This window comes from Vibrio sp. 1727 (assembly GCF_033344415.1).
Classification (GTDB): domain Bacteria; phylum Pseudomonadota; class Gammaproteobacteria; order Enterobacterales; family Vibrionaceae; genus Vibrio; species Vibrio alginolyticus.
Window position 1 is genome coordinate 1 of record NZ_JAWPOT010000040.1, and the last position, 24100, is coordinate 24100.

Sequence of the window (24100 nt, forward strand, 5' to 3'; positions counted from 1 at the left end):
GGAGCGACACACGAGGTTCGAACTCGTGACCTCAACCTTGGCAAGGTTGCGCTCTACCAACTGAGCTAGTGTCGCATCAACAACGTTTCCGCTGTTTAGGGCTGCGAATTATAAGAGCATTTTTTTGTGATGCAAGTCCTTCCTTCAAAAAAACTTTATTTTTTTACTGAACGACGAAAAAGCAATCAAAAGCGATATAAATTACAACAATTTGGATCGCAACCTTAACAGTTAAATCTTGAAAATAGTACCTCGATAGTACTTAAGTTCTGCGATGGACTCACGAATGTCGTCCAAGGCCAAATGTGTTCCCTGTTTTGTGAACCCATTTAGCACCTCAGGTTTCCAGCGACGTGCTAGTTCTTTAAGAGTACTAACGTCAACATATCGGTAATGGAAGAACTCTTCCAACTCAGGCATATGCTTGTATAAAAAGCGACGATCCTGCCCAATGCTGTTACCACATATTGGCGACGCCCCTTTTGGCACCCATTTTTCTAAAAATTCAATGGTTTGTGCGACTGCGTCTTGTTCTGAGATTTGACTGTTTCGAACGCGCTCCACCAAACCGCTTGCCGTATGCGTATTAGTACACCAGTCGTCCATTTTCGCCAGTTCTTCTTCCGGCTGATGAATCGCTAACACTGGACCTTCAGCCAAAATATTTAGTTCGCTATCCGTGACAATAGAAGCAATTTCGATGATTTTGTGCGTTTCAGGATCAAGCCCTGTCATCTCTAAATCAACCCAAATTAGGTTTTGATCGCTAAAGGACATGGTTACGCCGCCTATTTGTTTATCGATAAAAGAGGTACTATACCTCAAAATACGAGAAACACGATACTCATACACGGAGCCAAGAGTACGGCTCAACCATTTGAGTAAATTCACATAAAGTACAGAATTGTGGCAAAGAAGAAAAAGTTAACCAAAGGTCAGGTGCGACGCGTACGTAGCAACCAACAAAAGCGTTTGAAGAAGCAAGAAGAGTCCATCCAGTGGGATGAAAACATGCTAGGCGCCAGCAAGCAAGGTCTCGTGATCACTCGTTTTGGTCAGCACGCGGACATTGAAGACCTTGAAACAGGCGAAATTCAACGCTGTAACCTCCGCCGTGGTGTTGAGTCTCTAGTATCTGGCGATCGTGTTTTATGGCGCGAAGGATTGGAGTCTATGGCGGGCATCTCTGGTGTTGTTGAAGCGGTAGAACCTCGCTCTTCAGTGCTCACTCGTCCAGATTATTACGATGGCCTAAAACCCGTTGCAGCCAATATTGATCAAATGGTCATTGTCTCTTCGGTATTACCAGAGCTATCGCTAAATATTATTGACCGCTATCTCGTTGCATCAGAAACACTGAATATTGCGCCATTGTTGGTCTTAAATAAGGTCGACCTTCTAGAAGCCGATGACCGTGCAATGTATGAAGAATGGCTCAAAGAATATGAACGTATTGGCTATAAAGTGCTTCTGGTCAGCAAGAAGTCTGGAGAAGGCATTGCTGAACTAGAAACCCTACTACGTGATCGAATTAATATCTTTGTTGGTCAATCAGGCGTAGGGAAATCCAGCTTAGTCAACGCGTTAATGCCGGAACTAGAGAGCGAAGTGGAAGAAGGCGAAGTCTCTGAGAACTCTGGCTTGGGCCAACACACCACGACGGCTGCACGTTTATACCACATTCCAACGGGTGGAGATTTGATCGACTCACCTGGAGTACGTGAATTTGGTCTTTGGCATTTGGAAGCAGAAGAAGTAACAAAAGCATTCGTTGAATTTCGACCATATTTAGGCGGTTGCAAGTTCCGAGATTGTAAACACAATGATGACCCAGGCTGCCTTCTACGCGAAGCTGTCGAGAACGGGGAAATTAACGAAACTCGCTTTGAAAACTATCATCGCATTTTGGAAAGCATGGTTGAAAACAAAGCAAATCGTCAGTATTCACGTAATAAAAAAGCCGATCTGTAATTGAGTTAAGGCTGTAACTGTGTAAAAAGTCTTCACCTAATACTGACAAGCAAATTAAATTTCAGTAACATCACGCGCCCTAAAGCGCGAATCTAACAGAAGTATCGGAATTAAAGATGGACAAGTTTAAAGTTGGACTGCAGTACTGGATCCCACAACACGGCCTCACTCGCCTAATGGGTAAACTGGCTTCAGCAAAAGCTGGCGGTCTAACAACAGCAGTTATTCGTTGGTTTATCAAACAATACAATGTGAATATGGATGAGGCAAAGCACTCAGATCCTAAGCATTTTAAAACGTTCAACGAGTTTTTCGTTCGTGAGCTAAAAGAAGGCGCACGCCCAATTTCTGAAGGCGAAAACGTCATTACTCATCCAGCCGACGCTTGTGTTAGCCAGTTTGGCCCTATTGAAGATGGTCAACTTATCCAAGCAAAAGGTCATCACTTCTCAGCACAAGAATTGCTGGGCGGTGACGCGAATTTAGCGGACGAATTTAAAGATGGTTCTTTTGCCACATTGTATCTATCTCCGCGCGATTACCACCGTGTACACATGCCATGTGACGGCACTCTGCGCCAAATGATTTACGTACCAGGTGACCTGTTCTCAGTAAACCCTCTGACAGCAGAAAACGTACCGAACCTATTTGCTCGTAACGAGCGTGTGGTGTGTATCTTCGATACTGAGTTTGGTCCAATGGCACAGGTGCTTGTTGGTGCGACAATTGTTGGTAGCATTGAGCAAGTATGGGCTGGCACGATCACTCCGCCTCGTGGAAACACTGTCTACAAATGGGATTACCCAGCAGAGGGTGACAAGGCCGTGATCTTGAAAAAAGGCGAAGAGATGGGCCGCTTCAAACTGGGTTCTACTGTTATTAACCTGTTTGCCAAAGACGCGATTGAGTTTGACGCAAGCATGGAAAACGGTAAGCCAACCGTTATGGGCACACCTTACGCCTTGAAAAAATAAGTAAAACACCGTTAAAGAGCCCTTTATTAAGGGCTCTTTTTATTGATAAAAAGCAAAACTCCGTTCGAAATTTAGCCTCTATTTCTCAAACTCATACCTGCCTCTAAGACCCTCATTCCACAATCAATTATCCTGCGCTTAGAATGAATATTTAGAGGGGCAGCCAATGCCAAAGATGAGTGTAAACACGTTGGCGAAATTGCTGGTGTGCTTTTTAATTCCGCTCGGTGTTTTGATGATGCCGATTGATGCTATTCCTATTGACGATCTCACTTTAATTCAGCATCGCCTGTTGGCTATTTTTCTTCTTGCTGCCCTACTTTGGGTTCTCGAGCCGGTTCCCGTTTTTGCTACGTCCATTCTTATTATCGCTCTTGAACTGATCATGATATCGGATAAAGGTTTGCATCTATTTCGCAATCCACCAGCGGGGCATGATTTAGGAGAGTTAATTGCTTACACCGATATTTTCTCGGCCTTCTCTTCACCGATCATTATTCTTTTTATGGGTGGTTTTGCTCTTGCGATTGCGGCTTCCAAATACGAGCTCGACAACAACCTCGCCCGAGTTCTATTAAAACCATTCGGCACCCAACCTAAGTTCATCATGCTGGGCTTGATGTTAATTACCGCCGTTTTTTCAATGTTTATGTCCAATACTGCCACGACCGTGATGATGCTAGCCCTGCTTGGCCCCATCGTCGCTTCAGCACCTAAAGGGGATTTAGGCATTAAAGCACTGGTGTTGTGTATTCCAATTGCCGCGAATACAGGCGGCATTGCGACTCCGATAGGCACGCCACCTAATGCGATAGCGCTTCAATATCTCACTGGAGAAAACGCGATAGACTTCCTATCGTGGATGACAATGGGTCTACCATTTGTGTTGGTACAACTCACTGTAGCTTGGTTCTTGTTGCAAAAGCTGTTTCCGTCTAGCGAACCAGAAATGAAACTAAAGCTAGATGGTACATTCAAAAGGAGCTGGCGTGCGATCGTCGTCTACATCACTTTTGCACTAACCATTTTGCTTTGGATGACAACGAAAGTGCATGGCATGAATACATACGTTGTCGCGATTATCCCACTAGCAGTGTTCACCTTAACGGGCATTATGGGCAAAGAAGAACTCAAGCTGATTAACTGGGATGTTTTATGGCTGGTTGCCGGTGGTATAGCAATTGGCATTGCCTTAGACAAAACGGGCTTAGCCGAAGCATTAGCGCACGCCATTGATTACAGCTTACTATCACCATTTGCCGTTGTCTTTGCCCTATCGATCGTATGTTGGTTAATGGCGAACTTTATGTCTAATACCGCAACGGCAAACTTATTGATGCCTATTGCTGCCGCTATTGGTACATCCATGCCAAGCCTTATTGCGGTTGGTGGCCTACATGGTTTACTGGTTGTCGTCGCCTTCTCCGCATCACTTGGCATGATCTTACCGGTTTCCACACCACCAAACTCTTTGGCTTATTCAACAGGCCTCATCGAGAGCAAAGACATGGCGAAAGTGGGGCTGATTCTTGGTTTGATTGGTCTACTTATCGTGTATGGCGCAGTTTTGGTACTGTTTTAATCGAAGAGCTCCATGAAAAAGCGTGTTGTCATGGAGCTGCTCTCCAGCTACTGCCCTTACAGAGCGGCTTTTACATCCCATAAATTTCGTGCATATTAAGACTCCTCTACTCTACAAGGACGTCGACACATCATGGGTTACGAATGGCTTGCTTTATGCGCCGCTTTTCTGTGGGCAGTTTCTAGCCTAATTTCGGTCATTCCTGCACAACACCTAGGCGCATTTTCTTACAGCCGCTGGCGTATGGGCTGCACAGCCGTGATCTTATCAACAATGGCCTGGATAACTGGCGGCTGGTTAACGGTTTCTTGGGAACATGTAACGCCAATGATGGCCTCAGGACTGATTGGTATTTTTATTGGTGATACCGCTCTATTCGCGTGTTTGAATCGTATGGGGCCAAGACAAGCCGGGTTACTCTTCTCTTGCCACGCCGTGTTCTCTGCCATCTTGGGCTACTTCTTATTTAGCGAAGTCATGGCCACAATAGAACTACTGGGCGCATCATTGGTATTTAGCGGCGTGGTGATGGCGATATTCTTTGGCCGAAGAGGTCAAGTGAATAACGTCTTGGAAGACATTAAAGGTAACATCTGGGTGGGTATTGGACTTGGCTTAACCGCAGCAATGTGCCAAGCATTGGGCGGCATCATCGCCAAGCCAGTAATGCAAACCAGTATTGACCCAGTTGCGGCTTCTGCTATTCGAATGATCAGTGCCTTTTTCGCCCACAGCATGTTGTTAATTCTAGGAGTCAAAGTCGCTCGCTCGACGCAACACATTACTTGGCGCATATTTGGTATTACTGCGCTTAATGGTTTCTTGGCGATGGCCGTCGGCATGACGCTAATCTTATACGCACTGCAAGAAGGAAATGTAGGTATGGTTGCACTTCTATCTTCAACCACGCCAATTATGTTGCTACCACTGCTCTGGATTTACACTAAACGCCGACCAAACCGATTTGCATGGTTGGGCGCAGCCCTAGCTGTGATTGGTGCGGGCATTTTGGTTCAGTAACCTTACAGACCAGCCCTTATTGCCAGATACAAAAAAGCCCGAGTTTAAACTCGGGCTTTTGTCATTCGGAGCCGTTAGTTAATTATTTATTTAACTAATACTTCACCCGTCATTTCTGCTGGGATTTCTAGACCAGCTAGAGAAAGCATGGTTGGTGCAAGGTCAGACAGTTTACCGCCTTCTTTGAATTCAACCGCTTTGTCACCTACATAGATTAGAGGCACTGGTAGGTTAGTGTGAGCAGTGTGGATGCCGCCAGTTTCAGGGTCGATCATCATTTCTGCGTTACCGTGGTCCGCAGTGATCAATAGTTGACCGCCAACTTCTTTGATTGCTTCAACCACTTTACCCACACTTTCATCTAGAGCTTCGATTGCTTTCTCAGCCGCTTCATAAACGCCAGTGTGACCAACCATATCTGCATTCGGGTAGTTACAGATGATGGTATCGAACTTACCAGACTTGATAGCCGCAACCATCTTCTCTGTTAGTTCTGGAGAGCTCATTTCAGGCTGCATGTCGTACGTTGCAACTTTTGGAGAAGCAACCAATTGACGCTCTTCGCCTTCGAATTCGTTCTCAACACCACCGTTGAAGAAGAAAGTCACGTGTGCGTATTTCTCTGTTTCAGAGATACGTAGCTGAGTTTGACCTTGTTTAGATAGCCACTCACCGTAAGTGTTTTCTAGAGACGCAGGTGGGAATGCGATAGCTAGAGGGATATCAGCCGCGTATTGAGTCAGCATCACAAAGTTAATTGCTGGGAATGCTGCACGCTCAAAGCCGTCAAATGCAGGAACGAATGCACGAGTGATTTGACGTGCACGGTCAGCACGGTAGTTCATGAAGATAACCGCATCACCATCTTGCATGATTGCGTCTTCTTGACCTTCCGCTTTGATCGCTGTTGCTTTAACGAATTCGTCGTTTTCTTCACGAGCGTAAGCCGCTTCTAGGCCTGCAACTGCCGTTTCGGCTGTGAATTCAGCTTTAGCTTGAGTTAGAAGGTCGTAAGCAACTTGGACGCGATCCCAGTTGTTGTCACGGTCCATTGCGTAGTAACGACCTACTAGAGAAGCAACGCGGCCTTTACCTAGTTTCGCAAATAGGTCTTGGAAACGTTGTAGTGAGTTTTCAGCACTACGTGGTGGTGTGTCACGGCCGTCTAGGAAGCAGTGTAGGTAGATTTTCTCTGCGCCACGCGCCGCTGCCATTTCAACTGCTGCGTAAATGTGGTCTTCGTGAGAGTGAACACCGCCTGGAGACATCAGGCCCATGATGTGTACTGCTTTCTCAGCTTTTACTGCAGAGTCGATAGCTTCAACTAGCGCAGGCGTTTGTTCGAACTCACCATCAGCAATTGATTTAGTGATACGAGTCAGGTCTTGGTATACAACGCGGCCTGCACCAATGTTAGTGTGACCAACTTCAGAGTTACCCATTTGACCATCAGGAAGGCCAACATCCATGCCTGAAGCAGAGATTAATGTGTGTGGGTTATTCGCAATCAGAGCATCCATTACTGGTGTTTTCGCATTCGCAATTGCGTTACTTGCTGTGTCTTCACGGTAACCGTAACCGTCAAGGATAACTAGAGCCAATGGCTTCTTAGCTGACATAGTGATGACCTCATCAAATTTAAGTAACTTTTGGCGTAGGGCTTCGCTGCCCTATCTAACCTTGAAACAAAACTAGCGTAATTTTACTACACTTTTTAACCAAAACTGTAGGTTAAGATCAAATAATGTTTGCGATTTATTGTTGCTATCTTACAAGTTAAGCGAACAACGAGTCAGTGCCGACAATCGTGTTCCACAAGCATAGTCATTTCTAATACGCTTTGTACACCCCAGTCTAAGTTCGGTTTTCTTACGCTTCTCATTCTTATTTTTGCACTTGAAACAGCGCTAATTTAAAGCAACATCAAACAAGATGGGTTAATACCTATTGTTCTCTTTTCTCAGTAAAACAGAAGTCACTTAAACCGATAAGTCCAATAGGCAAAAGCAATCAAGCTACCAGAGCAAAATGTACGGATAGTAAGGGCATAACGGGTTTATAGAGATCTCAATTATTCGTTAGAAAATTTTAACCCTCTCGCCTAAGAGCCGTAACCTCGCTATACTCCTGCTTTATTTTTCCGCCAACAGCGTAAGAGCTCAAGACATGCAAGAGTACATTGAATTTTTCCAACAGAACATGATTCTATCTTTGGTTTGGGTAGGTCTTCTTGTCGCCTTTATCATGAACATCGTGAAGTCAGCGACAGCCGCATACAAAGAAATCAACGTAAACCAACTGACTCATCTTATGAACCGTGAAAACGGCGTTGTAGTGGATATCCGTACCAAGGACGAGTTCAAAAAAGGTCATATCACCGACTCACTTCACATTTTACCGTCAGACATCAAAGCGGGTAACTTGGGTAGCCTTGAAAACCACAAATCAGACCCAATCATTGTGGTATGCAAGACAGGACAGACCGCTCAAGAAAGCGCAAACCTATTAGTAAAAGCTGGCTTCGAAAAAGTGAGCCTACTAAAAAATGGTTTGATTGCGTGGAACGAAGCGAACCTGCCGTTAGTTCGCGGTAAAAAGTAGGAACGTGGCAAGAACGAAAGTTCGCGTTTAAACGCGCTTTTACCAAGCCTCGCGGACAAAAAACTGAGCAAATTGAAAGCAGTTGGAGCACTAAGTTGTGACGCTTTGCACGTAATACACGCTTCATCTAGTCAAGGTAGATTGGCTCAGTTAGTCTCAGGACATACCAGTTTTCTGAGCTTAGACGTTTCTAGGCTCAACAAATATTGATTTAAGGATTAAAAAATGGCTGAAGCAGCACCTCAAGACGCACAACAAAACTTCGCAATTCAACGCATCTTCCTAAAAGACGTTTCTTTTGAAGCGCCGAACTCTCCAGTAATTTTCCAGAAAGAGTGGAACCCAGACGTTAAACTAGACCTAGACACTCAAAGCCGTGAGCTTGGTGAAGGCGTTTACGAAGTTGTTCTACGTCTAACCGTTACTGTGAAGAACGAAGAAGAGACTGCGTTCCTATGTGAAGTTCAACAAGGTGGTATCTTCACTGCTGAACAAATGGAAGCTGGTCAACTTGCACATTGCCTAGGCGCATTCTGCCCGAACATCCTATTCCCATACGCTCGTGAAACTATCTCAAGCCTAGTGGTTAAAGGTACGTTCCCTCAACTGAACCTAGCGCCAGTTAACTTCGACGCGCTATTCATGAACTACCTACAACAGCAAGCTCAACAAGGCGAAGCTGAAGCGTAATTCACGTTTTGTAAGTGACGTGTTGCCCTTCATCGAGAATGAGCACACGTCATATACCTGAAGAAAATGCACAAAGCGTCCTCTCAGCGATGCAATGTGCATTTTTTATTTCTGATAAAAGTTCCTAGTTCCTAACCCCTTGAGAGCGTAAACTCTAGCGATTATGAACTAGATTCTACTAGTAGAAAGACAATTAGGCGGTAGCATGACACAAGCAAATACAAACAATGCTTACGGTAAAGACATCGCAATGACTGTGATTGGCGCAGGCTCATACGGCACCTCTTTGGCAATCTCACTCGCTCGTAACGGCGCGAACGTTGTCCTTTGGGGACACGAGCCAGAGCACATGGCTCGCCTAGAAGCAGACCGAGCTAACCATGCCTTCTTACCAGGTGTTGATTTCCCTGAAAGCTTGATCATTGAATCGGATTTAGAAAAAGCCGTTCAAGCAAGCCGAGATTTGTTGGTTGTGGTTCCAAGCCATGTCTTTGGCATCGTGCTAAACAGCTGTAAACCATTCTTGCGCGAAGACTCTCGCATCTGTTGGGCAACCAAAGGGCTTGAACCTGAAACGGGGCGCCTGCTGAAAGACGTCGCTTATGACATTATCGGTGAAAACTACTCACTAGCAGTATTGTCTGGCCCAACGTTTGCGAAAGAGCTCGCAATGGGTATGCCGACTGCAATCTCTGTTGCGTCTCCAGATTCTGAATTTGTTGCGGATCTACAAGAAAAAATCCACTGTAGCAAAACCTTCCGCGTATACGCCAATAGTGACTTTATTGGTATGCAATTGGGCGGCGCTGTGAAAAACGTTATTGCGATTGGTGCGGGTATGTCTGATGGTATCGGTTTTGGCGCCAATGCTCGTACCGCATTAATTACTCGTGGCTTGGCTGAAATGAGTCGCCTTGGTGCTGCGCTGGGTGCACAGCCAGAAACCTTTATGGGCATGGCGGGTTTAGGCGATCTTGTCCTGACATGTACCGATAACCAATCACGTAACCGACGCTTTGGCTTGGCATTAGGCCAAGGTAAAGACGTTGATACGGCTCAAGAAGAAATTGGTCAAGTGGTTGAGGGTTACCGCAATACAAAAGAAGTATGGCTACTTTCTCAACGTATGGGTGTTGAGATGCCGATAGTTGATCAAATTTATCAAGTATTGTATCAAGGAAAAGATGCGCGCTTAGCAGCGCAAGATTTACTTGCTCGTGACAAAAAAGCCGAAGGAAAGTAGCAATCTACCGCCCTTTGCAGCTCATCTGAGAAAAATTGAAGTTGTCGGGTCACGGAAGAACCACTCTGGATATTGAGAATGAAACACTGCGAAAAACAAAAAGTCTGGAACAAAATTGTCTCAGAAGCCCGTGAAATGTCAGAACAAGAGCCTATGCTGGCGAGCTTCTATCATGCCACCATTATCAAGCATGAAAGTTTGTGTGCCGCTCTGAGTTATATTCTGGCTAATAAATTGAACACCGCTTCCATGCCAGCGATGGCTGTACGTGAAGTGGTTGAAGAAGCCTTTGCAGCTGATCCAACCATCACTGACGGCGCGGCTTGTGATATTTGTGCCACGGTCAATCGCGACCCTGCTGTTTCAATGTACTCAATGCCATTGCTGTACCTAAAAGGCTATCACGCACTGCAAGGCTACCGAGTAGCAAACTGGCTGTGGAAGCAAGGTCGTCACGCTCTTGCGACTTACCTACAAAATCAGATTTCGGTAGCATGTCAGGTCGATATTCACCCTGCAGCGCGCATTGGTAGTGGTATCATGCTCGACCATGCAACAGGCATCGTGATTGGTGAAACTGCCGTGGTCGAAAACGACGTGTCTATACTGCAAGATGTCACCCTTGGTGGTACTGGTAAAGAATGCGGTGATCGTCACCCGAAAATTCGCGAGGGTGTGATGATCGGAGCTGGTGCAAAGATTCTTGGCAATATCGAAGTCGGTGAAGGCGCGAAAATCGGATCTTGCTCTGTGGTATTGCAAGCCGTGCCTCCTCACACAACGGTGGCTGGCGTGCCTGCAAAAATCGTCGGACGTCCAAAAACGGACAAACCCTCTCTCGATATGGATCAAGGCTTTAACGGCAAGTCGCAAAGCTTTATCCATGGAGATGGTATTTAATCGTCAACAAACCTTTTTGACAACAACGTGGTAGGTAACTCTCAAGTGCGAAAACAAAATCACCCTGTTCTACGCTCGGCTATTTTATTAACTTGTGCTTTATCTGCCACTTATCCCATTACCTCCTCTGCTGTGAGTCAGCAAGAGCTCAAAGGCGTATCCAGTGAGATAAGCCGCCAGCGCAAATCGCTCTCTTCCCAAGAAAAGCAGCTCAATGAGTTACAGAAGTCACTAAAAGATCAAGAGCTTGGAATTTCTAAGCTTGAGCGTGAAATACGACAAACCAAGTCTAATCTCGCGCAAGCAGACAAAAACATAGAAAACCTGGAAGAGAAAATTGCCTTGCAAGAAGCACAGCGTCAAGAGCAAGAAGAAGAACTCAAACAGCTACTGCAAACGTATTACGTAACCGAGCGAGCGAAAGCCAATGGTCACTTGTTAAATCAAGGTGTGGAAGAAGACCGCATGAGCCAATACTTCCAGCATTTAGCTAAAGCACGTGCTGAAGTGATTGATGCGATCACCAAAATAACCCAAGAATTAGCGCACAACAAAAACCAACTCGAGCTAGAAAAAGAGCAAATCGAGACTCTGCTCAAGCAGCAATCCGAAAAACGTACAGCGCTAGCGAGTACACAATCCAAGCGTAAGCAAACCCTGAATAAAATTCAGAGCAGTATCAAGAATGACAAACGCTACTTAGCCGAGCTGCAACGCAACGAAACCCGTTTAAAAGCAGAGATCGCCAAAGCAGCGAAGCGTAATGCGGTGCCAATGGACGGACTCGGCAAACAGCGCGGTAAGTTGCCTTGGCCACTCAAAGGCAGTGTGTTACACAACTTTGGTACGCGACAAACCGGGCAGGTAAACTGGAAGGGCATGGTGCTGTCTGCCAACTATGGTCAACAAGTGAAAGCCGTTTATCCTGGTACTGTCGTATTTGCGGAGTATCTGCGCGGATACGGTTTAGTGGTACTGCTCGACCACGGCAAAGGTGACATGACCCTCTATGGTTACAACCAAGCCTTAACTAAAAAAGAAGGCGACCGAGTCACCGCAGGCGAAGTGATTGCTCTCGCGGGTGATACGGGCGGTCAAGACAGGCCATCGCTGTACTTCGAAATTCGTCGTAATAGTGAAGCGCAGAATCCGAAATCTTGGTTAAAGCGCTGATTATCTGACTTATTGACTTGTCATAAAAAAGGAGCCACTCGGCTCCTTTGTTGTATTCATGTTTTGGAAAACGCTATGCGTAGTAGGTTTCTACCGCATCAATAAAAGCATGCACATCATCTTTGCTTAACGCGTTGATTCCTGCCGCCGCCTCTCGCCCCCCACCTGTCGGGAACTGACCACACACGGCAACGGCACCTTGTTTATTGTTTAATGGGGCACGGAGTGAAACCGTATAAGTCCCATCTGAATTTTCAGTAAGTACCGCATGCGCAGAGTCAGGGGTTTGGTTTGCTAGCCAGTTGCCATAAACACCACTGATTCGGCGTGATGCCGCCGTGTTTGGTAACTCAAACAACTTCAGCTTACCGCTCTCATGCATGGCAGGCACTGCGAGAGCCGCCTCCATGTCTTGTTGGTAAGCCGATTGCAATTGGTAGTATGGCGAGGCCGTATCTTCAATAGCTTCAAATGGTGACGTGTACTTCAGCAAAGCTCGGTACAGCTCCGCAGGGTGAAAGTGTAAATCTTCGACCTTCGTTCCGTAGCCGTTGTAGTTAATTAAAGTACCCAGCTCTTTTAGCTGCTCTTTCTGTTGCTGCGACAAGCCCGCGTTATTCGCTAGCTCATCGGCTTTAGCAATCATGTTATCGCCATAAGCCGCCGTAATCGCCCAGTCATGAAAACGCCCATCAAGCAACTTATCGACAATCAACGCCGTGCACATGTTGGCATCGAGATCGATGTGCACATCCAAATTACCATGCTGAGGAATGTCGCCCGCTTTGTGATGATCGGCGTAAAAGACGTGCGCGCCTTGAGCCAAAGCTTGCTCTAGACCTGCCATGTTCTTTTCCATCGAAATGTCTAACACAGTCAGCTCATCACCCGCTTGCACGTCTACTTTTTCCACCAGCTTGATGTCGCGCTTTACACCGGTTATTAACTGGGCATCGACAGGATCAGCCAAACGCAATTGTAGAAGAGCAATGATGCCATCGGCATCACCATTAAAAATGTCGTAATTCATGGGGCGATAGTTCCTTTATCGAGAATCTTATCCCAGCAAGGGTTTTTAGCGTATGGGACTATTGTGCGTGGCATATTTGACAAGTCAACTCGAGCCACGACTCGAAAATGAGAGTGACTCTCGAAATATTAAGCAGTTTGACGTTTAACTGTGTAGATTGCTAACCGCATCTTCTAATAACAGTAGCTGCTCTAAGCCCTGCTCAGTTGCTAATGGCTTAACGACATTAAGCATCTGCAACATCCCTTGCTTCACCATTTGCTCAGTAATGTTGGTTTTTGAAGCCATCGCAGATTGATACGCCAACCAACTACACGCAATCAAGTGCAATGTACATACCAGTGACTTCAACTGTTGTTGATCGACATTCAACAGCTTCATCGTTACGAACTCTTGCATAATAGCAATGAGGTTCGCTTGCAGCTTCTCTTGCACATCGATGTACTGTTCGTGTAGCTGTTCATCTCGTGACAAGATTTCTGGTAAGTTTGCGTAGAAAAAGCGGTATTTCCACATCAAGGTAAAAATAGAGTCTAGGTAGCTCTTCAGCATAGTCAGGCTCTCTTGCGAACCTTGAATAGGGGTAAATCTTTCTAAAAGTTCTGCTGAATAAAGCGCAAAGATCTCACGAACGATTTCTTGCTTATTGCGGAAGTGGTAATACAGATTACCAGGGCTAATTTCGATGTGATCGGCAATGTGATTGGTGGTGATGTTTCGCTCACCATGTTGGTTGAACAACTCCAGTGCCGCGTAGACGATTTTGTCGCGCGTTTTCATTGTTATCGTGTTCCCTCTTCATTAACGAATCGAGTATAGCGACTTCACCAACCTAGGTCGATAGAGGCTCCAAATACGGTAACATAACAGACCAGTTAAGATGCCAGTTGAGTTGGCGACAAGGTCTAACCAAGAAGTTTGTCGCCCTACATACCCTTGCAACCACTCAATAACGGCGCTGAATAGCAAAATACCAATCGCCACCGCCCAACGTTGACGCCAACGCCACACGCAAAAGCAACCTAAAAACGCAAAGCCGCTATACGCCATAGCGTGCTGCATTTTGTCGAGATACGCGATATTGCCCCAGTCTTGCAGTTCACCTGAACTCAGAGATAAAAAAGCGATCAATATAGCGTAGCTAAAGATGACGAAACGCGCAGCCGTCAGGTTCATTGGACGTCCTTATGCAATTGGAAATGGAAAGGCCGTCACTTGATCAATGTGGTCACAGCCTAGCGCCAGCATGATCAAACGATCGATACCCAACGCGACCCCTGCACAATCTGGCAACCCTGCTTCCAGTGCAGAGATCAGATGATAATCGATCGGCTGTGGTTTTAAACCCATTTCGATACGCTTTGCGTTATCTTGCTCAAAGCGCGCTAATTGCTCTTTCGGGTTATCCAGTTCATGAAATCCGTTCGCCAGCTCTATCCCCTTAAAGTACACTTCAAAACGATCCGCGACGCGATGATCTTGAGGATTGATTTTCGCAAGCGCCGCCTGTGATGCAGGGAAGTCGTACACAAAAGCCGGCACGTCCTGACCAATTTTGTTTTCTACTCCCACGCTAAATAGCAGTTGCAGCAACGTATCGCGATCTTCCTCTGGCTCAGCAATGTCACTCAAACCCAGCTTGCTTGCCGCCGCTTTCAGCTCAGTCATCGAGCCTTCCAGTGGACACACACCCAACACATCAATGAAGGCTTGCTGATACGTCATGCGCTGCGCTGCGCCACACTTCAATACCAGCTGCAACAGGTCATCCATTTCATCCATCAATTTATGATGGTCAAAGCCAACGCGATACCACTCCAACATCGTGAATTCAGGGTTGTGGTAGCGACCATTCTCTTCATTACGAAATGCTTTGTTGATTTGATAAATACAACCGCTGCCCGCAGCCAAAAGGCGCTTCATATGGAATTCTGGGCTGGTCATAAAAAACAGCTTACTGCCATCGGCATAGCCTGGGCCAACAAACTCGGTTTGGAAAGTATGCAAATGGATGTCAGTCACGGTTGCGTGACTCATGGCTGGCGTATCGACTTCCATCACCTGTCGGTCAGCGAAGAATTGTCGAATCGACGCGATTAACGTCGCACGTTGACGAAGTTGGTCAATGGAAGCAGTAGGTTGCCAGTTGGTTTGCATAACAAGTCTCTCAAACTTTAATTCAGCGAGGAAAGTCTCATTCTACATGCTTTTTACTCTTCAAGAAGAGAGGAATATCCCTTCTTCTTTTTACTAATGTGCTCGCAAATTTGAGGCAAGCATTACTCGTGCCGCAGAACAAAAAACACTCAGTTAAAATCCTATTATCCATGCGGTTAATGTCACGCAACACGGGTTTAACATCCCTAATGTTAATGCTTGAGGGCCAAAACCTCGATGCCGTGATAGCAGTCACATAACCTATAAATTCTATGCCCTTAAGTGCATTACCGAAGCAAAAACCCAATTACATCAATTTTTCTGCCATGTGGCTCATCTACACTAACCCTACTACTTTTGGGGAGTTCTTTTTAAGGAGCGCCTCGTAATGACAATAACAAGCGGATTTCCGCAATCACACACTGGAGGATAACTGTGCAAATTATCACCACAGATATCGCAGTCATCGGCGCAGGCGGCGCTGGTCTTCGTACTGCTATTGCAGCGGCTGAAGCAAACCCAGACTTAGAAGTCGCTCTGATTTCTAAAGTTTATCCAATGCGCTCCCACACGGTCGCTGCAGAGGGTGGCTCAGCAGCAGTTATCAAGGATGAAGATAGCTTAGACAACCACTTCAACGACACTGTTGGCGGTGGTGACTGGCTATGTGAACAGGATGTTGTTGAATACTTTGTAGAGAACGCGACTCGCGAAATGATCCAAATGGAGCAATGGGGTTGCCCATGGAGTCGTAAAGAGAACGGTGAAGTCAACGTACGCCGCTTTGGTGGTATGAAGGTTGAACGTACTTGGTTCGCTGCAGACAAAACTGGCTTCCACATGCTTCATACGCTATTCCAGACATCAATGAAGTACAGCAACATCAAACGTTTTGATGAGTACTTTGTGGTGGATCTGCTTGTTGATGAAGGCGAAGTTCAAGGTCTGATTGCTATTCACATGTCTGAAGGCGAGCTTGTTACTATCAAAGCAAAATCGGTTGTTCTAGCAACAGGTGGCGCGGGCCGTGTTTACCACTGTAACACCAACGGCGGTATCGTAACGGGCGATGGTATGGCAATGGCTTACCGTCACGGCGTTCCTCTACGTGATATGGAATTCGTTCAATACCACCCAACCGGTCTTCCAGGCACAGGTATCCTGATGACGGAAGGTTGTCGTGGTGAAGGCGGTATCATCGTTAACAAGAACGGCTATCGTTACCTACAAGATTACGGCATGGGCCCTGAAACTCCAGTTGGCCAACCGAAGAACAAATACATGGAACTGGGTCCTCGTGACAAAGTTTCTCAAGCTTTCTGGCACGAACAACAGAAAGGCAACACCATCAAACACCCACTGGGTGACGTGGTGCACCTAGACCTTCGCCACCTTGGTGAAGAGTACCTACAAGAACGTCTGCCGTTCATCTGTGAGCTAGCAAAAGCTTATGTAAACGTGGACCCTGCAAAAGAGCCAATTCCAATTCGTCCAACCGTTCACTACACCATGGGTGGTATTGAAACGGACGGCGGTTGTGAAACTCGCATTAAAGGCCTATTCGCGGTTGGTGAATGTGCGTCTGTTGGCCTTCACGGTGCGAACCGTCTAGGTTCTAACTCACTGGCTGAGTTCGTGGTATTTGGCCGCGTAGCGGGTGAAAACGCAGTGAAACGCGCAGCAGAATTCAAAGGTTGGAACGACGCGGCAATTGACGCGCAAGTCAAAGCCGTTGAAGAGCGCATCGCGAAACTGATGAACCAAGAAGGCGACGAAAACTGGGCAGAAATCCGCACAGAAATGGGCCACACCATGGAAGCTGGCTGTGGTATCTACCGCCAAGAAGATTTGATGCAAGCGACTATCGACAAAATCACTGAGTTGAAAGAACGCTACAAACGCATCAGCATCAAAGACAAAGGTAAAGTGTTCAACACAGACCTTCTATATGCAATCGAAGTGGGTTACGGCCTAGAAGTCGCAGAAGCGATGGTTCACTCTGCGATTCTACGCAAAGAGTCGCGCGGCGCGCACCAACGTCTAGACGACGGTTGTACAGAACGTGATGACGTGAACTTCCTAAAACACTCACTTGCTTTCTACAAGCCAGAGTCAGCACCAAGTATCGATTACAGCAATGTGACCATCACTAAGTCACAACCAAAAGCTCGTCTATACGGTGAAGCAGCAGAAAAAGCCGCGGCTGAAGAGAAGAACGCAGAGGAGCAAGCATAATGTCAGCAAATCGCATTCAAAAAGTAGACATCCTGCGTTACGACCCAGAAAAAGATGCAGAACCATACAAGCAAACATTCGAAGTACCATTCGATGAAACCATGTCTGTACTTGACGCACTTGGTTACATCAAAGACCACCTAGACAAAGATCTGTCTTACCGTTGGTCTTGCCGTATGGCGATCTGTGGTTCTTGCGGCATCATGGTGAACAACGTACCGAAACTTGCTTGTAAGAGCTTCCTACGTGACTACCCAGACGGTGTGACTATCGAGCCTCTAGCGAACTTCCCAATCGAGAAAGACTTGATTGTTGATATGACGCCATTCATCGAGCGCCTAGAAGCAATCAAACCATACATCATTGGTAACGATCGTAAACCAGAAGACGGTACGAACTTGCAAACGCCAGAACAGATGGCGAAATACAAGCAGTTCGCTGGCTGTATCAACTGTGGTCTGTGCTATGCCGCATGTCCTCAGTTTGGTCTTAACCCAGAGTTCATCGGTCCTGCTGCACTAACGCTAGCCCACCGCTACAACCTAGACAGCCGTGACAACGGTAAAGATGAGCGCATGAAGCTTATCAACGGTGAAAACGGTGCTTGGGGTTGTACGTTTGTTGGTTACTGTTCTGAAGTTTGTCCGAAAAACGTTGACCCAGCAGCGGCAGTAAACCAAGGCAAAGTGGAGTCTTCTATGGACTTCGTGATTGCTATGTTGAAACCTGATGGTTCACCAAAGAAAGTGGAGGCATAAGGATGAGCAATCGTAAACCTTACGTTCGTGAAGTTAAACGCACTTGGTGGAAGAACCATCCTTTCTACCGCTTCTACATGCTACGTGAAGCGACGGTGCTTCCGTTAATCCTATTCACTCTGTTCCTAACTTTCGGTTTAGGTTGCTTGGTGAAAGGTCCTGAAGCATGGCAAGGTTGGTTAGCGTTCATGGCGAACCCAATCGTAGTCGCAATCAACATCGTTGCACTACTCGGTAGCCTATTCCACGCTCAAACTTTCTTCAGCATGATGCCACAAGTAATGCCAATTCGTTTGAAGGGCAAACCAGTGGACAAGAAGATCATCGTATTGACTCAGTGGGCCGCTGTTGCGTTCATCTCACTGATCGTTCTCATCGTGGTGTAAGGAGCTGAGCAATGAAACCGAATTATAGTGTAAACACATCACCAAAACGTTCTGATGAGCCAATCTGGTGGGGTCTGTTTGGCGCAGGTGGTACTTGGTTCGCGATGATCACGCCAATCACGGTATTGGTGCTGGGCATCTTGGTCCCACTAGGCGTGATTGATGCAGAAGCGATGAGCTACGAGCGTGTCTCTGCATTCGCAACCAGCATCATCGGTGCGCTATTCATCATTGGCACGCTAGCATTGCCAATGTGGCATGCAATGCACCGTGTACACCACGGCATGCACGACCTTAAATTCCACACTGGTGTGATTGGTAAAATTGCATGCTATGCATTTGCAGGCCTCATCACTGCACTAGCAGTTATCTTTATCTTCATGATTTAAGAGACTGACCAAAAAAGAAAAAGCTGGCTAAATGCCAGCTTTTTTATTGCTTTGGGTTACCCATGATCTTTTTGCTTTTTAAGCTTTTGACCACCCATGATCTTATTGCTGTGCGACCTTCTTTGTCTGGTCCATAAGACCCAGAGCACCAAAGCCAGTAATCACATCTAGGTTTGTTTTCAAGCCCGTTTCGTCACTTCCACCAATGTAATTTTGTGGCATCTGAACTTGGAAGTTTTGCAAATTGTTGTACAGCGAGTTCGCTACGTCTCGATTCAATTCTGCCAAGTAAACTTCACGGTTTGCTCCTAACGCTGCATACTTACCTTTTAGGACTTCAGATTCTGCGCGACCTTTCGCTAATATCGCTTTCGCTTCAAACTCAGCAGAAAGTGCGTTCGCTTTTTGAATCGCTAAGTTAGCCTCTGCGATAGCTAGCTCTTTCTCCTTCTCTACTTCAGCAAGTCGTTTGGTTTTTTCCACTTCAACGATTTCACGCTCTGCAATCTGACGTGCAACTTCCACTTCTTTTTGCTGAGCAATAATTGCGAGTTCTTTACCACGCTGGGCGTCTTGCACCTCACGTGTTCGTTGAATCTCTTTGCGTAACTGCTCGGTCTCTGCCTGTGCTTTCGACGTTTCTTGTTCCTGAATCGCGCGAATACGATCCGCCACTAAACGCTTTTTATCTGCCAATAGCTGATCTAATTGCTTTTCGGGCTGTGGGTCACCAATGGTCACCTGCGTCACTTGAATACCGTATTGTTGTAACGGATTGTCTTGACGAATCGGTTGCCCGGTTTTGTCTACGACAGGTACGGTTTTCCAAACCAGTTGATTGGTGCGCTGTAATTGGTTCGGATTGGCTTGATTCGCCCCAACAGGCGCAAGATCCAACTCTTCCACTTCAACCTGACGTCGCTCTGTTAGATAAATCCCCTCTCGTAACTGATCGCCAAGTTTCGATTTGAATTGGTTCAAACCACCTTGGAAAAACTCTTCACCCGTGTATTGGGTTGCGGTAATCACCGTTACGTTACGTGCGTTCTTTACAAGCAGCGCATCGATCAAGTTACTGTTGTTGCGGAACTCTTTGTGCATCTTCTTCACCGCTTCAGGGTCATTACTGAGCTTAAAGCGGAATGTTACGGGGATCTGACCAATATAGGTGTCGGCAAATCGAACCTGAATCGCATCAAGGCGTTGATAAAAATCTTCGCCCTTGCTGTTACCGAATGACACGGTGATCACTTGGTCATACTTGGTGATTTTGGACAGAAATGGCATGCGAAAGTGAATGCCAGGTTCAGTAAACACATCCAACTCACCAGTAATATTATTCTGATGCACGTAGCTGTAACCCGCATCGGTCATCAGCACCGAGCTATTAATCGTTAAGCCTATTGCCAACAGCGGTACGCCAAATACGGCTGCTTTTAATCCTTTATGTAGTAACTGACGTCTTTCTTCCACCTTTAAACCCCTTCCTAAACCTCTGCTTTCCATTTTGTTCTCCTTTTTGGATTGTTACTGAGTTAAATCGATAAAAATCAGATTGCTATGCAACTCAGCGACAAGTACTAATGTATCAAAATGTTACATTAAGGAATAATCGACAGATTCATGGAATAAATAAGATTTTTACGAATAATACAAAATCATCAAAAATTTGCGGAGGATATCGATGTTTTACGCAGAGGGATTAAAAGAGAAGAATCACAGGCAATAAAAAAGGCCGCCGAAGCGACCTTTCTAACAATCATATAAAGTGCTTACTTCACACGACCTACGTATTCAGCAGTACGAGTATCTACGCGAATCACTTCACCAATTGAGATGAACAGAGGAACACGAACAACAGCGCCAGTTGATAGCGTCGCTGGTTTACCGCCAGTACCTTGAGTATCACCTTTCAGGCCTGGGTCTGTGTCTACAACTTCTAGCTCAACGAAGTTTGGTGGAGTAACAGTAATTGGGTTACCGTTCCAAAGAGTGATCATACAAGTGTTGTTTTCTACCAACCACTTAGCGTTTTCACCTACCGCTTTTGCATCCGCTGCGATCTGTTCAAACGTTTCACTGTTCATAAAGTGGTAGAATTCGCCGTCTGAATATAGATAATCTAGGTCGATATCCATTACGTCTGCCACTTCACAAGTGTCACCAGACTTGAATGTTTTCTCTAGCACTTTACCAGAAAGAAGTTTACGAATTTTAACACGGTTGAACGCTTGGCCTTTACCTGGTTTAACGTATTCGTTTTCCAGAATTACACAAGGCTCGTTATCAAGCATTAACTTAAGACCGCCTTTAAATTCATTGGTGCTAACTGTAGCCATTTTTTCCTCTTACATTCTTAGAGCTAAATTCAATGCCGCACATAATAACCCGAAAAGTCGAATCTGTTGAGCAAAACTGGCTCAAACAGTTGGCGAATGGGATCTCTGATCCTGCAAAATTGCTCGAAATACTGGAAATTGATCCTTCACCGTGGCAAGACGGGTTTGCCGCGCGCAAGCTGTTTGCACAGCGTGTACCGCAAAGTTTTGTCGATAGGATGGAGAAAGGCAACCCTAAAGACCCTCTTTTACGTCAGGTTTTACCACTGAGCGACGAATTTGAGGTGCATCCGGGTTACTCCAATGATCCATTGGAAGAGCAGGACAATGAAGTCCCTGGCCTGCTACACAAGTATCGCAACCGCGCCCTGATGATTGTCAAAGGTGGCTGCGCGGTAAATTGCCGTTACTGTTTTCGTCGTCACTTCCCTTATCAAGAGAACAAAAGCGGGAAACAAGCCTGGACCAAGTGCTTAGAGTACATGGCACAACAACCAGAGTTGAACGAAGTCATCTTCTCAGGTGGTGATCCATTAATGGCAAAAGACGATGAGATTTATTGGCTTTTAGAGCACATTGCTCATATTCCTCACATCAAACGTCTGCGTATTCATAGCCGTTTACCTGTGGTGATTCCAGCTCGAGTCACTGATGAACTATGCCAACTGCTGCAAGCATCAAGGTTACAAATCATCCTCGTCACTCACATCAACCATGCCAACGAAATCAATGACGAATTTGCTGAACAGATGTTCAAGCTCAAAAGAGCGGGCGTTACGCTTCTAAACCAAGGCGTTCTGCTGAAAGGCGTGAATGATTCGGTAGAAGCTCAAGTGGCGTTAAGTGAGGCCTTATTTGACGCGGGTATCTTGCCTTATTACCTCCACGTTCTTGATAAGGTGCAAGGCGCAGCGCACTATTTTATTTCGGACGAAGAAGCGAAAGCTATTATGCGCGGACTCATCACGCGTGTATCGGGTTATCTGGTACCAAAACTCACACGAGAAATTGGTGGCAGGCCAAGTAAAACGCCGTTGGATTTGCATTTAGAGTAAGCTCTGACGCTCAATTAAATTTGTCGTCTAGATTGATTATTTTTGTTCGCTTTGCACGGTAAGTCTATGCATACTCCGCACTTTTGGAGGTCAAGATGCATACAGCATTCGAACAAATTTTCGATCTTGGCCCATTCAGTTGGCCTGCCCTACTATGCTGCGCCATTAATGGGCTCATGATCGGTATAGAGCGCCAAACTCGTGGTAAACCGGTTGGCATTCGCACAGCAATATTAATTATTTCAGGCACCTACCTGTTTATGTCGATGGCAGTGTCGTTATCGCCAAATACACTTGATCAAGCACGAGTGCTTGGTCAGATCATTACTGGCGTCGGCTTCTTAGGCGCTGGCGTTATGATGACACTTGATGGAAAAATCCATGGCGTAACATCCGCGGCTGTAATATGGGTGCTAGCAGGTTTAGGTTTGATGATAGGTTTGGGTTATTTAACGCAGTCGGTGGTTATTACTCTCCTGACATTAACCGTGTTGTTAGGTGTGGATAAAGCAGAAAACCACATCAAAGCATTACGCCGCGGTGTTCATCAAAGAATTCAACAACGCAAAACTTCATCACGATTAATTAAATAGTTAACGCCCCGAGAAACTCACTTCATCTCATCAGTAATTAAAGAGCCCTCGACGAACATCGAGGGCTTTCTGTATATAAAGATTCTGACTTTCTCAGGGATTACTTAGCAAAGTTGATGAGTGGGAAACACTTGAAGAAACCGTTATCCGCACAGTTCAAAAGACCAATTTGCACGCCATCGATTTGATCGGTCATGTTGAAGAAACCAAACTGGAAATTAGACTTCTTAGAGATACTCGCTAAGCCCACATCCGCCATGGTGTAGCCTTCAGAATAGTTCACCGCGCTCCAGTTCAAGCCTTTTACGTTGTTCGTAATGTTAACAGCACCCAAGTTAACACCCGTCGTCTGACCTTGGTTCCAGTTAACTAAGCCTAAAGACGCGCCTTTCATTTCTTGATTTACTTTTGCTGCGCCAAAAAACAGACCGAAGTTCACACCTGTCGTACGATCCGTTTCTGACATACCAAGCAGTGAAAAGTCGACACCTTTAACCTCATTTACCTGCCCATGCAACACAGCTAAACGAACGCCACCTACTGAAGAATTAGAGGGTGCGTTTGTGTTATCGATAGTAGAGAACATCACAGGTGTACTGTCGGCAAAAGCAACAGGTGATGCGATAGCGGCTGCAACCGCCAATGACGTCATAAGCTTTTTCATTTTCATCTCCATGATGGGAAGCAACAATTTACAACATAGTGTAATGTTCAGATTTTGCTCTGTCCCCGTTCAAAAAGTGTTAGCAATAGGTCAGATTTAACCATCTGACTCAAAAGAAAAAATATTTCTCTTCGATTTTTTGCTTCTGAAATGGCGCTTTTTACGCTCAAAAATTTCATGATAAGCCACACCAGAACGTCATGTTTCTCAGGTGACACGCATAAAAAAGTCGAGGCATCTGCCTCGACTTTTAAGGGTTTGGTTGTGCCGTCCTAAATAAGGTTGACACTTTCCACCCCCAAAATTGGAGAGTGTTATGAAATCAACAACTAAAAGAACT

The 24100-nt window shown here is 45.9% G+C and carries 24 protein-coding genes and 1 tRNA gene; 15 read left to right on the forward strand and 10 right to left on the reverse strand.

The annotated features are described in order from the left end of the window. Nucleotides 1–2 precede the first annotated feature (2 nt). Together R8O10_RS22960 and orn are read right to left on the reverse strand one after the other, a co-directional pair. Nucleotides 3–75, reverse strand: a tRNA-Gly gene (locus tag R8O10_RS22960). 156 nt (nt 76–231) lie between these two features. Continuing rightward, a complete protein-coding gene (gene orn, locus R8O10_RS22965) occupies nt 232–777 on the reverse strand; it encodes an oligoribonuclease (RefSeq protein WP_318191751.1) in 546 nt (181 codons plus the stop codon). 129 nt (nt 778–906) lie between these two features. Between orn and rsgA the strand changes: the two genes are divergently transcribed. The 4 genes from rsgA (at nt 907) to R8O10_RS22985 (ending at nt 5547) form a co-directional block, all read left to right on the forward strand. Beyond that, complete coding sequence (gene rsgA / locus R8O10_RS22970; protein ID WP_318191752.1) at nt 907–1971, forward strand: small ribosomal subunit biogenesis GTPase RsgA; 1065 nt, start codon at nt 907–909, stop codon at nt 1969–1971. A 116-nt stretch (nt 1972–2087) separates the two neighbouring features. After that, a complete protein-coding gene (gene asd, locus R8O10_RS22975) occupies nt 2088–2945 on the forward strand; it encodes an archaetidylserine decarboxylase (RefSeq protein ID WP_005381465.1) in 858 nt (285 codons plus the stop codon). A 166-nt stretch (nt 2946–3111) separates the two neighbouring features. Beyond that, nucleotides 3112–4527, forward strand: coding sequence for an SLC13 family permease (locus R8O10_RS22980; protein WP_318191753.1), 1416 nt, complete (start codon nt 3112–3114; stop codon nt 4525–4527). A 132-nt stretch (nt 4528–4659) separates the two neighbouring features. Further along, entirely contained in the window at nt 4660–5547 is an 888-nt protein-coding gene (locus R8O10_RS22985; protein WP_318191754.1) for a DMT family transporter, read from the forward strand. A gap of 86 nt (nt 5548–5633) precedes the next feature. On the opposite strand, the gene gpmM is transcribed toward R8O10_RS22985, so the two are convergent. After that, complete coding sequence (gene gpmM / locus R8O10_RS22990; protein WP_132937284.1) at nt 5634–7166, reverse strand: 2,3-bisphosphoglycerate-independent phosphoglycerate mutase; 1533 nt, start codon at nt 7164–7166, stop codon at nt 5634–5636. A gap of 547 nt (nt 7167–7713) precedes the next feature. On the opposite strand from gpmM, the gene R8O10_RS22995 reads away from it, so the two are divergent. The 5 genes from R8O10_RS22995 to R8O10_RS23015 all read left to right on the forward strand — a co-directional run bounded on the left by R8O10_RS22995 (nt 7714) and on the right by R8O10_RS23015 (nt 12154). Further along, nucleotides 7714–8148 carry a rhodanese-like domain-containing protein gene (locus R8O10_RS22995; protein WP_005381472.1) on the forward strand — a complete coding sequence of 145 codons (435 nt, stop codon included), beginning with the start codon at nt 7714–7716 and terminating at the stop codon, nt 8146–8148. A gap of 225 nt (nt 8149–8373) precedes the next feature. Then, the gene (gene secB / locus R8O10_RS23000) at nt 8374–8838 is read left to right on the forward strand and encodes a protein-export chaperone SecB (protein WP_005386410.1); all 465 of its coding nucleotides are present in this window, start codon (nt 8374–8376) and stop codon (nt 8836–8838) included. A 205-nt stretch (nt 8839–9043) separates the two neighbouring features. Further along, entirely contained in the window at nt 9044–10081 is a 1038-nt protein-coding gene (gene gpsA, locus R8O10_RS23005; protein WP_005381474.1) for an NAD(P)H-dependent glycerol-3-phosphate dehydrogenase, read from the forward strand. 78 nt (nt 10082–10159) lie between these two features. Then, entirely contained in the window at nt 10160–10981 is an 822-nt protein-coding gene (gene cysE / locus R8O10_RS23010) for a serine O-acetyltransferase (protein ID WP_005381475.1), read from the forward strand. Between the two features lie 27 nt (nt 10982–11008). Next, a complete protein-coding gene (locus R8O10_RS23015) occupies nt 11009–12154 on the forward strand; it encodes a murein hydrolase activator EnvC family protein (protein WP_005381476.1) in 1146 nt (381 codons plus the stop codon). 73 nt (nt 12155–12227) lie between these two features. Here R8O10_RS23015 and R8O10_RS23020 read toward each other — a convergent pair whose 3' ends face one another. The 4 genes from R8O10_RS23020 to epmA form a co-directional block, all read right to left on the reverse strand. Further along, entirely contained in the window at nt 12228–13184 is a 957-nt protein-coding gene (locus R8O10_RS23020) for a DHH family phosphoesterase (RefSeq protein WP_318191755.1), read from the reverse strand. A gap of 144 nt (nt 13185–13328) precedes the next feature. Next, a complete protein-coding gene (locus R8O10_RS23025; RefSeq protein WP_005381480.1) occupies nt 13329–13964 on the reverse strand; it encodes a TetR/AcrR family transcriptional regulator in 636 nt (211 codons plus the stop codon). A 21-nt stretch (nt 13965–13985) separates the two neighbouring features. After that, nucleotides 13986–14360: a VanZ family protein gene (locus tag R8O10_RS23030; protein ID WP_005381482.1), complete on the reverse strand. Its 375-nt coding sequence runs from the start codon at nt 14358–14360 to the stop codon at nt 13986–13988. 9 nt (nt 14361–14369) lie between these two features. Then, nucleotides 14370–15341 (reverse strand): elongation factor P--(R)-beta-lysine ligase, encoded by a 972-nt coding sequence (gene epmA / locus R8O10_RS23035; protein WP_005381485.1) that lies wholly within the window; start codon nt 15339–15341, stop codon nt 14370–14372. 435 nt (nt 15342–15776) lie between these two features. Here epmA and frdA point away from each other — a divergent pair, with 435 nt between their 5' ends. From frdA to frdD, 4 genes are read left to right on the forward strand one after another with little or no spacing between them, the layout of a single operon-like run. Next, nucleotides 15777–17576, forward strand: a complete 1800-nt coding sequence (frdA, locus tag R8O10_RS23040; protein WP_005381487.1) for a fumarate reductase (quinol) flavoprotein subunit — start codon at nt 15777–15779, stop codon at nt 17574–17576. After that, nucleotides 17576–18334 carry a succinate dehydrogenase/fumarate reductase iron-sulfur subunit gene (locus tag R8O10_RS23045; RefSeq protein ID WP_005381489.1) on the forward strand — a complete coding sequence of 253 codons (759 nt, stop codon included), beginning with the start codon at nt 17576–17578 and terminating at the stop codon, nt 18332–18334. The genes frdA and R8O10_RS23045 overlap by 1 nt, the downstream gene beginning before the upstream one ends. Nucleotides 18335–18336: 2 nt before the next feature. Continuing rightward, nucleotides 18337–18720, forward strand: a complete 384-nt coding sequence (frdC, locus tag R8O10_RS23050) for a fumarate reductase subunit FrdC (RefSeq protein ID WP_005381491.1) — start codon at nt 18337–18339, stop codon at nt 18718–18720. Between the two features lie 11 nt (nt 18721–18731). After that, nucleotides 18732–19109, forward strand: coding sequence for a fumarate reductase subunit FrdD (gene frdD / locus R8O10_RS23055; RefSeq protein ID WP_005381493.1), 378 nt, complete (start codon nt 18732–18734; stop codon nt 19107–19109). 102 nt (nt 19110–19211) lie between these two features. On the opposite strand, the gene R8O10_RS23060 is transcribed toward frdD, so the two are convergent. Together R8O10_RS23060 and efp are read right to left on the reverse strand one after the other, a co-directional pair. Continuing rightward, nucleotides 19212–20615: an SPFH domain-containing protein gene (locus R8O10_RS23060; RefSeq protein ID WP_005386397.1), complete on the reverse strand. Its 1404-nt coding sequence runs from the start codon at nt 20613–20615 to the stop codon at nt 19212–19214. 266 nt (nt 20616–20881) lie between these two features. After that, nucleotides 20882–21448 (reverse strand): elongation factor P, encoded by a 567-nt coding sequence (gene efp, locus R8O10_RS23065; RefSeq protein WP_005381500.1) that lies wholly within the window; start codon nt 21446–21448, stop codon nt 20882–20884. Between the two features lie 32 nt (nt 21449–21480). On the opposite strand from efp, the gene epmB reads away from it, so the two are divergent. Both epmB and R8O10_RS23075 read left to right on the forward strand, forming a co-directional pair. Beyond that, nucleotides 21481–22503 carry an EF-P beta-lysylation protein EpmB gene (epmB, locus tag R8O10_RS23070; protein ID WP_065274938.1) on the forward strand — a complete coding sequence of 341 codons (1023 nt, stop codon included), beginning with the start codon at nt 21481–21483 and terminating at the stop codon, nt 22501–22503. Nucleotides 22504–22598: 95 nt separating this feature from the next. Next, nucleotides 22599–23096, forward strand: coding sequence for an MgtC/SapB family protein (locus R8O10_RS23075; RefSeq protein ID WP_005381504.1), 498 nt, complete (start codon nt 22599–22601; stop codon nt 23094–23096). 100 nt (nt 23097–23196) lie between these two features. Here R8O10_RS23075 and R8O10_RS23080 read toward each other — a convergent pair whose 3' ends face one another. Continuing rightward, nucleotides 23197–23760 carry a VC2662 family protein gene (locus R8O10_RS23080; RefSeq protein WP_005381507.1) on the reverse strand — a complete coding sequence of 188 codons (564 nt, stop codon included), beginning with the start codon at nt 23758–23760 and terminating at the stop codon, nt 23197–23199. Nucleotides 23761–24100: the final 340 nt, after the last annotated feature.

Bases quoted from the DNA above. Each gene is read 5' to 3' on its own strand.
- R8O10_RS22995 (WP_005381472.1), top strand. From the start codon at position 7,714: ATGCAAGAGTACATTGAATTTTTCCAACAGAACATGATTCTATCTTTG.
- R8O10_RS23060 (WP_005386397.1), bottom strand. From the start codon at position 20,615: ATGGAAAGCAGAGGTTTAGGAAGGGGTTTAAAGGTGGAAGAAAGACGT.
- R8O10_RS23045 (WP_005381489.1), top strand. From the start codon at position 17,576: ATGTCAGCAAATCGCATTCAAAAAGTAGACATCCTGCGTTACGACCCA.
- frdD (WP_005381493.1), top strand. From the start codon at position 18,732: ATGAAACCGAATTATAGTGTAAACACATCACCAAAACGTTCTGATGAG.
- R8O10_RS22980 (WP_318191753.1), top strand. From the start codon at position 3,112: ATGCCAAAGATGAGTGTAAACACGTTGGCGAAATTGCTGGTGTGCTTT.
- orn (WP_318191751.1), bottom strand. From the start codon at position 777: ATGTCCTTTAGCGATCAAAACCTAATTTGGGTTGATTTAGAGATGACA.
- secB (WP_005386410.1), top strand. From the start codon at position 8,374: ATGGCTGAAGCAGCACCTCAAGACGCACAACAAAACTTCGCAATTCAA.
- R8O10_RS23020 (WP_318191755.1), bottom strand. From the start codon at position 13,184: ATGAATTACGACATTTTTAATGGTGATGCCGATGGCATCATTGCTCTT.
- R8O10_RS23030 (WP_005381482.1), bottom strand. From the start codon at position 14,360: ATGAACCTGACGGCTGCGCGTTTCGTCATCTTTAGCTACGCTATATTG.
- R8O10_RS23075 (WP_005381504.1), top strand. From the start codon at position 22,599: ATGCATACAGCATTCGAACAAATTTTCGATCTTGGCCCATTCAGTTGG.
- R8O10_RS23080 (WP_005381507.1), bottom strand. From the start codon at position 23,760: ATGAAAAAGCTTATGACGTCATTGGCGGTTGCAGCCGCTATCGCATCA.
- cysE (WP_005381475.1), top strand. From the start codon at position 10,160: ATGAAACACTGCGAAAAACAAAAAGTCTGGAACAAAATTGTCTCAGAA.
- gpmM (WP_132937284.1), bottom strand. From the start codon at position 7,166: ATGTCAGCTAAGAAGCCATTGGCTCTAGTTATCCTTGACGGTTACGGT.
- R8O10_RS22985 (WP_318191754.1), top strand. From the start codon at position 4,660: ATGGGTTACGAATGGCTTGCTTTATGCGCCGCTTTTCTGTGGGCAGTT.
- R8O10_RS23025 (WP_005381480.1), bottom strand. From the start codon at position 13,964: ATGAAAACGCGCGACAAAATCGTCTACGCGGCACTGGAGTTGTTCAAC.
- efp (WP_005381500.1), bottom strand. From the start codon at position 21,448: ATGGCTACAGTTAGCACCAATGAATTTAAAGGCGGTCTTAAGTTAATG.
- gpsA (WP_005381474.1), top strand. From the start codon at position 9,044: ATGACACAAGCAAATACAAACAATGCTTACGGTAAAGACATCGCAATG.
- epmA (WP_005381485.1), bottom strand. From the start codon at position 15,341: ATGCAAACCAACTGGCAACCTACTGCTTCCATTGACCAACTTCGTCAA.
- frdC (WP_005381491.1), top strand. From the start codon at position 18,337: ATGAGCAATCGTAAACCTTACGTTCGTGAAGTTAAACGCACTTGGTGG.
- asd (WP_005381465.1), top strand. From the start codon at position 2,088: ATGGACAAGTTTAAAGTTGGACTGCAGTACTGGATCCCACAACACGGC.
- epmB (WP_065274938.1), top strand. From the start codon at position 21,481: ATGCCGCACATAATAACCCGAAAAGTCGAATCTGTTGAGCAAAACTGG.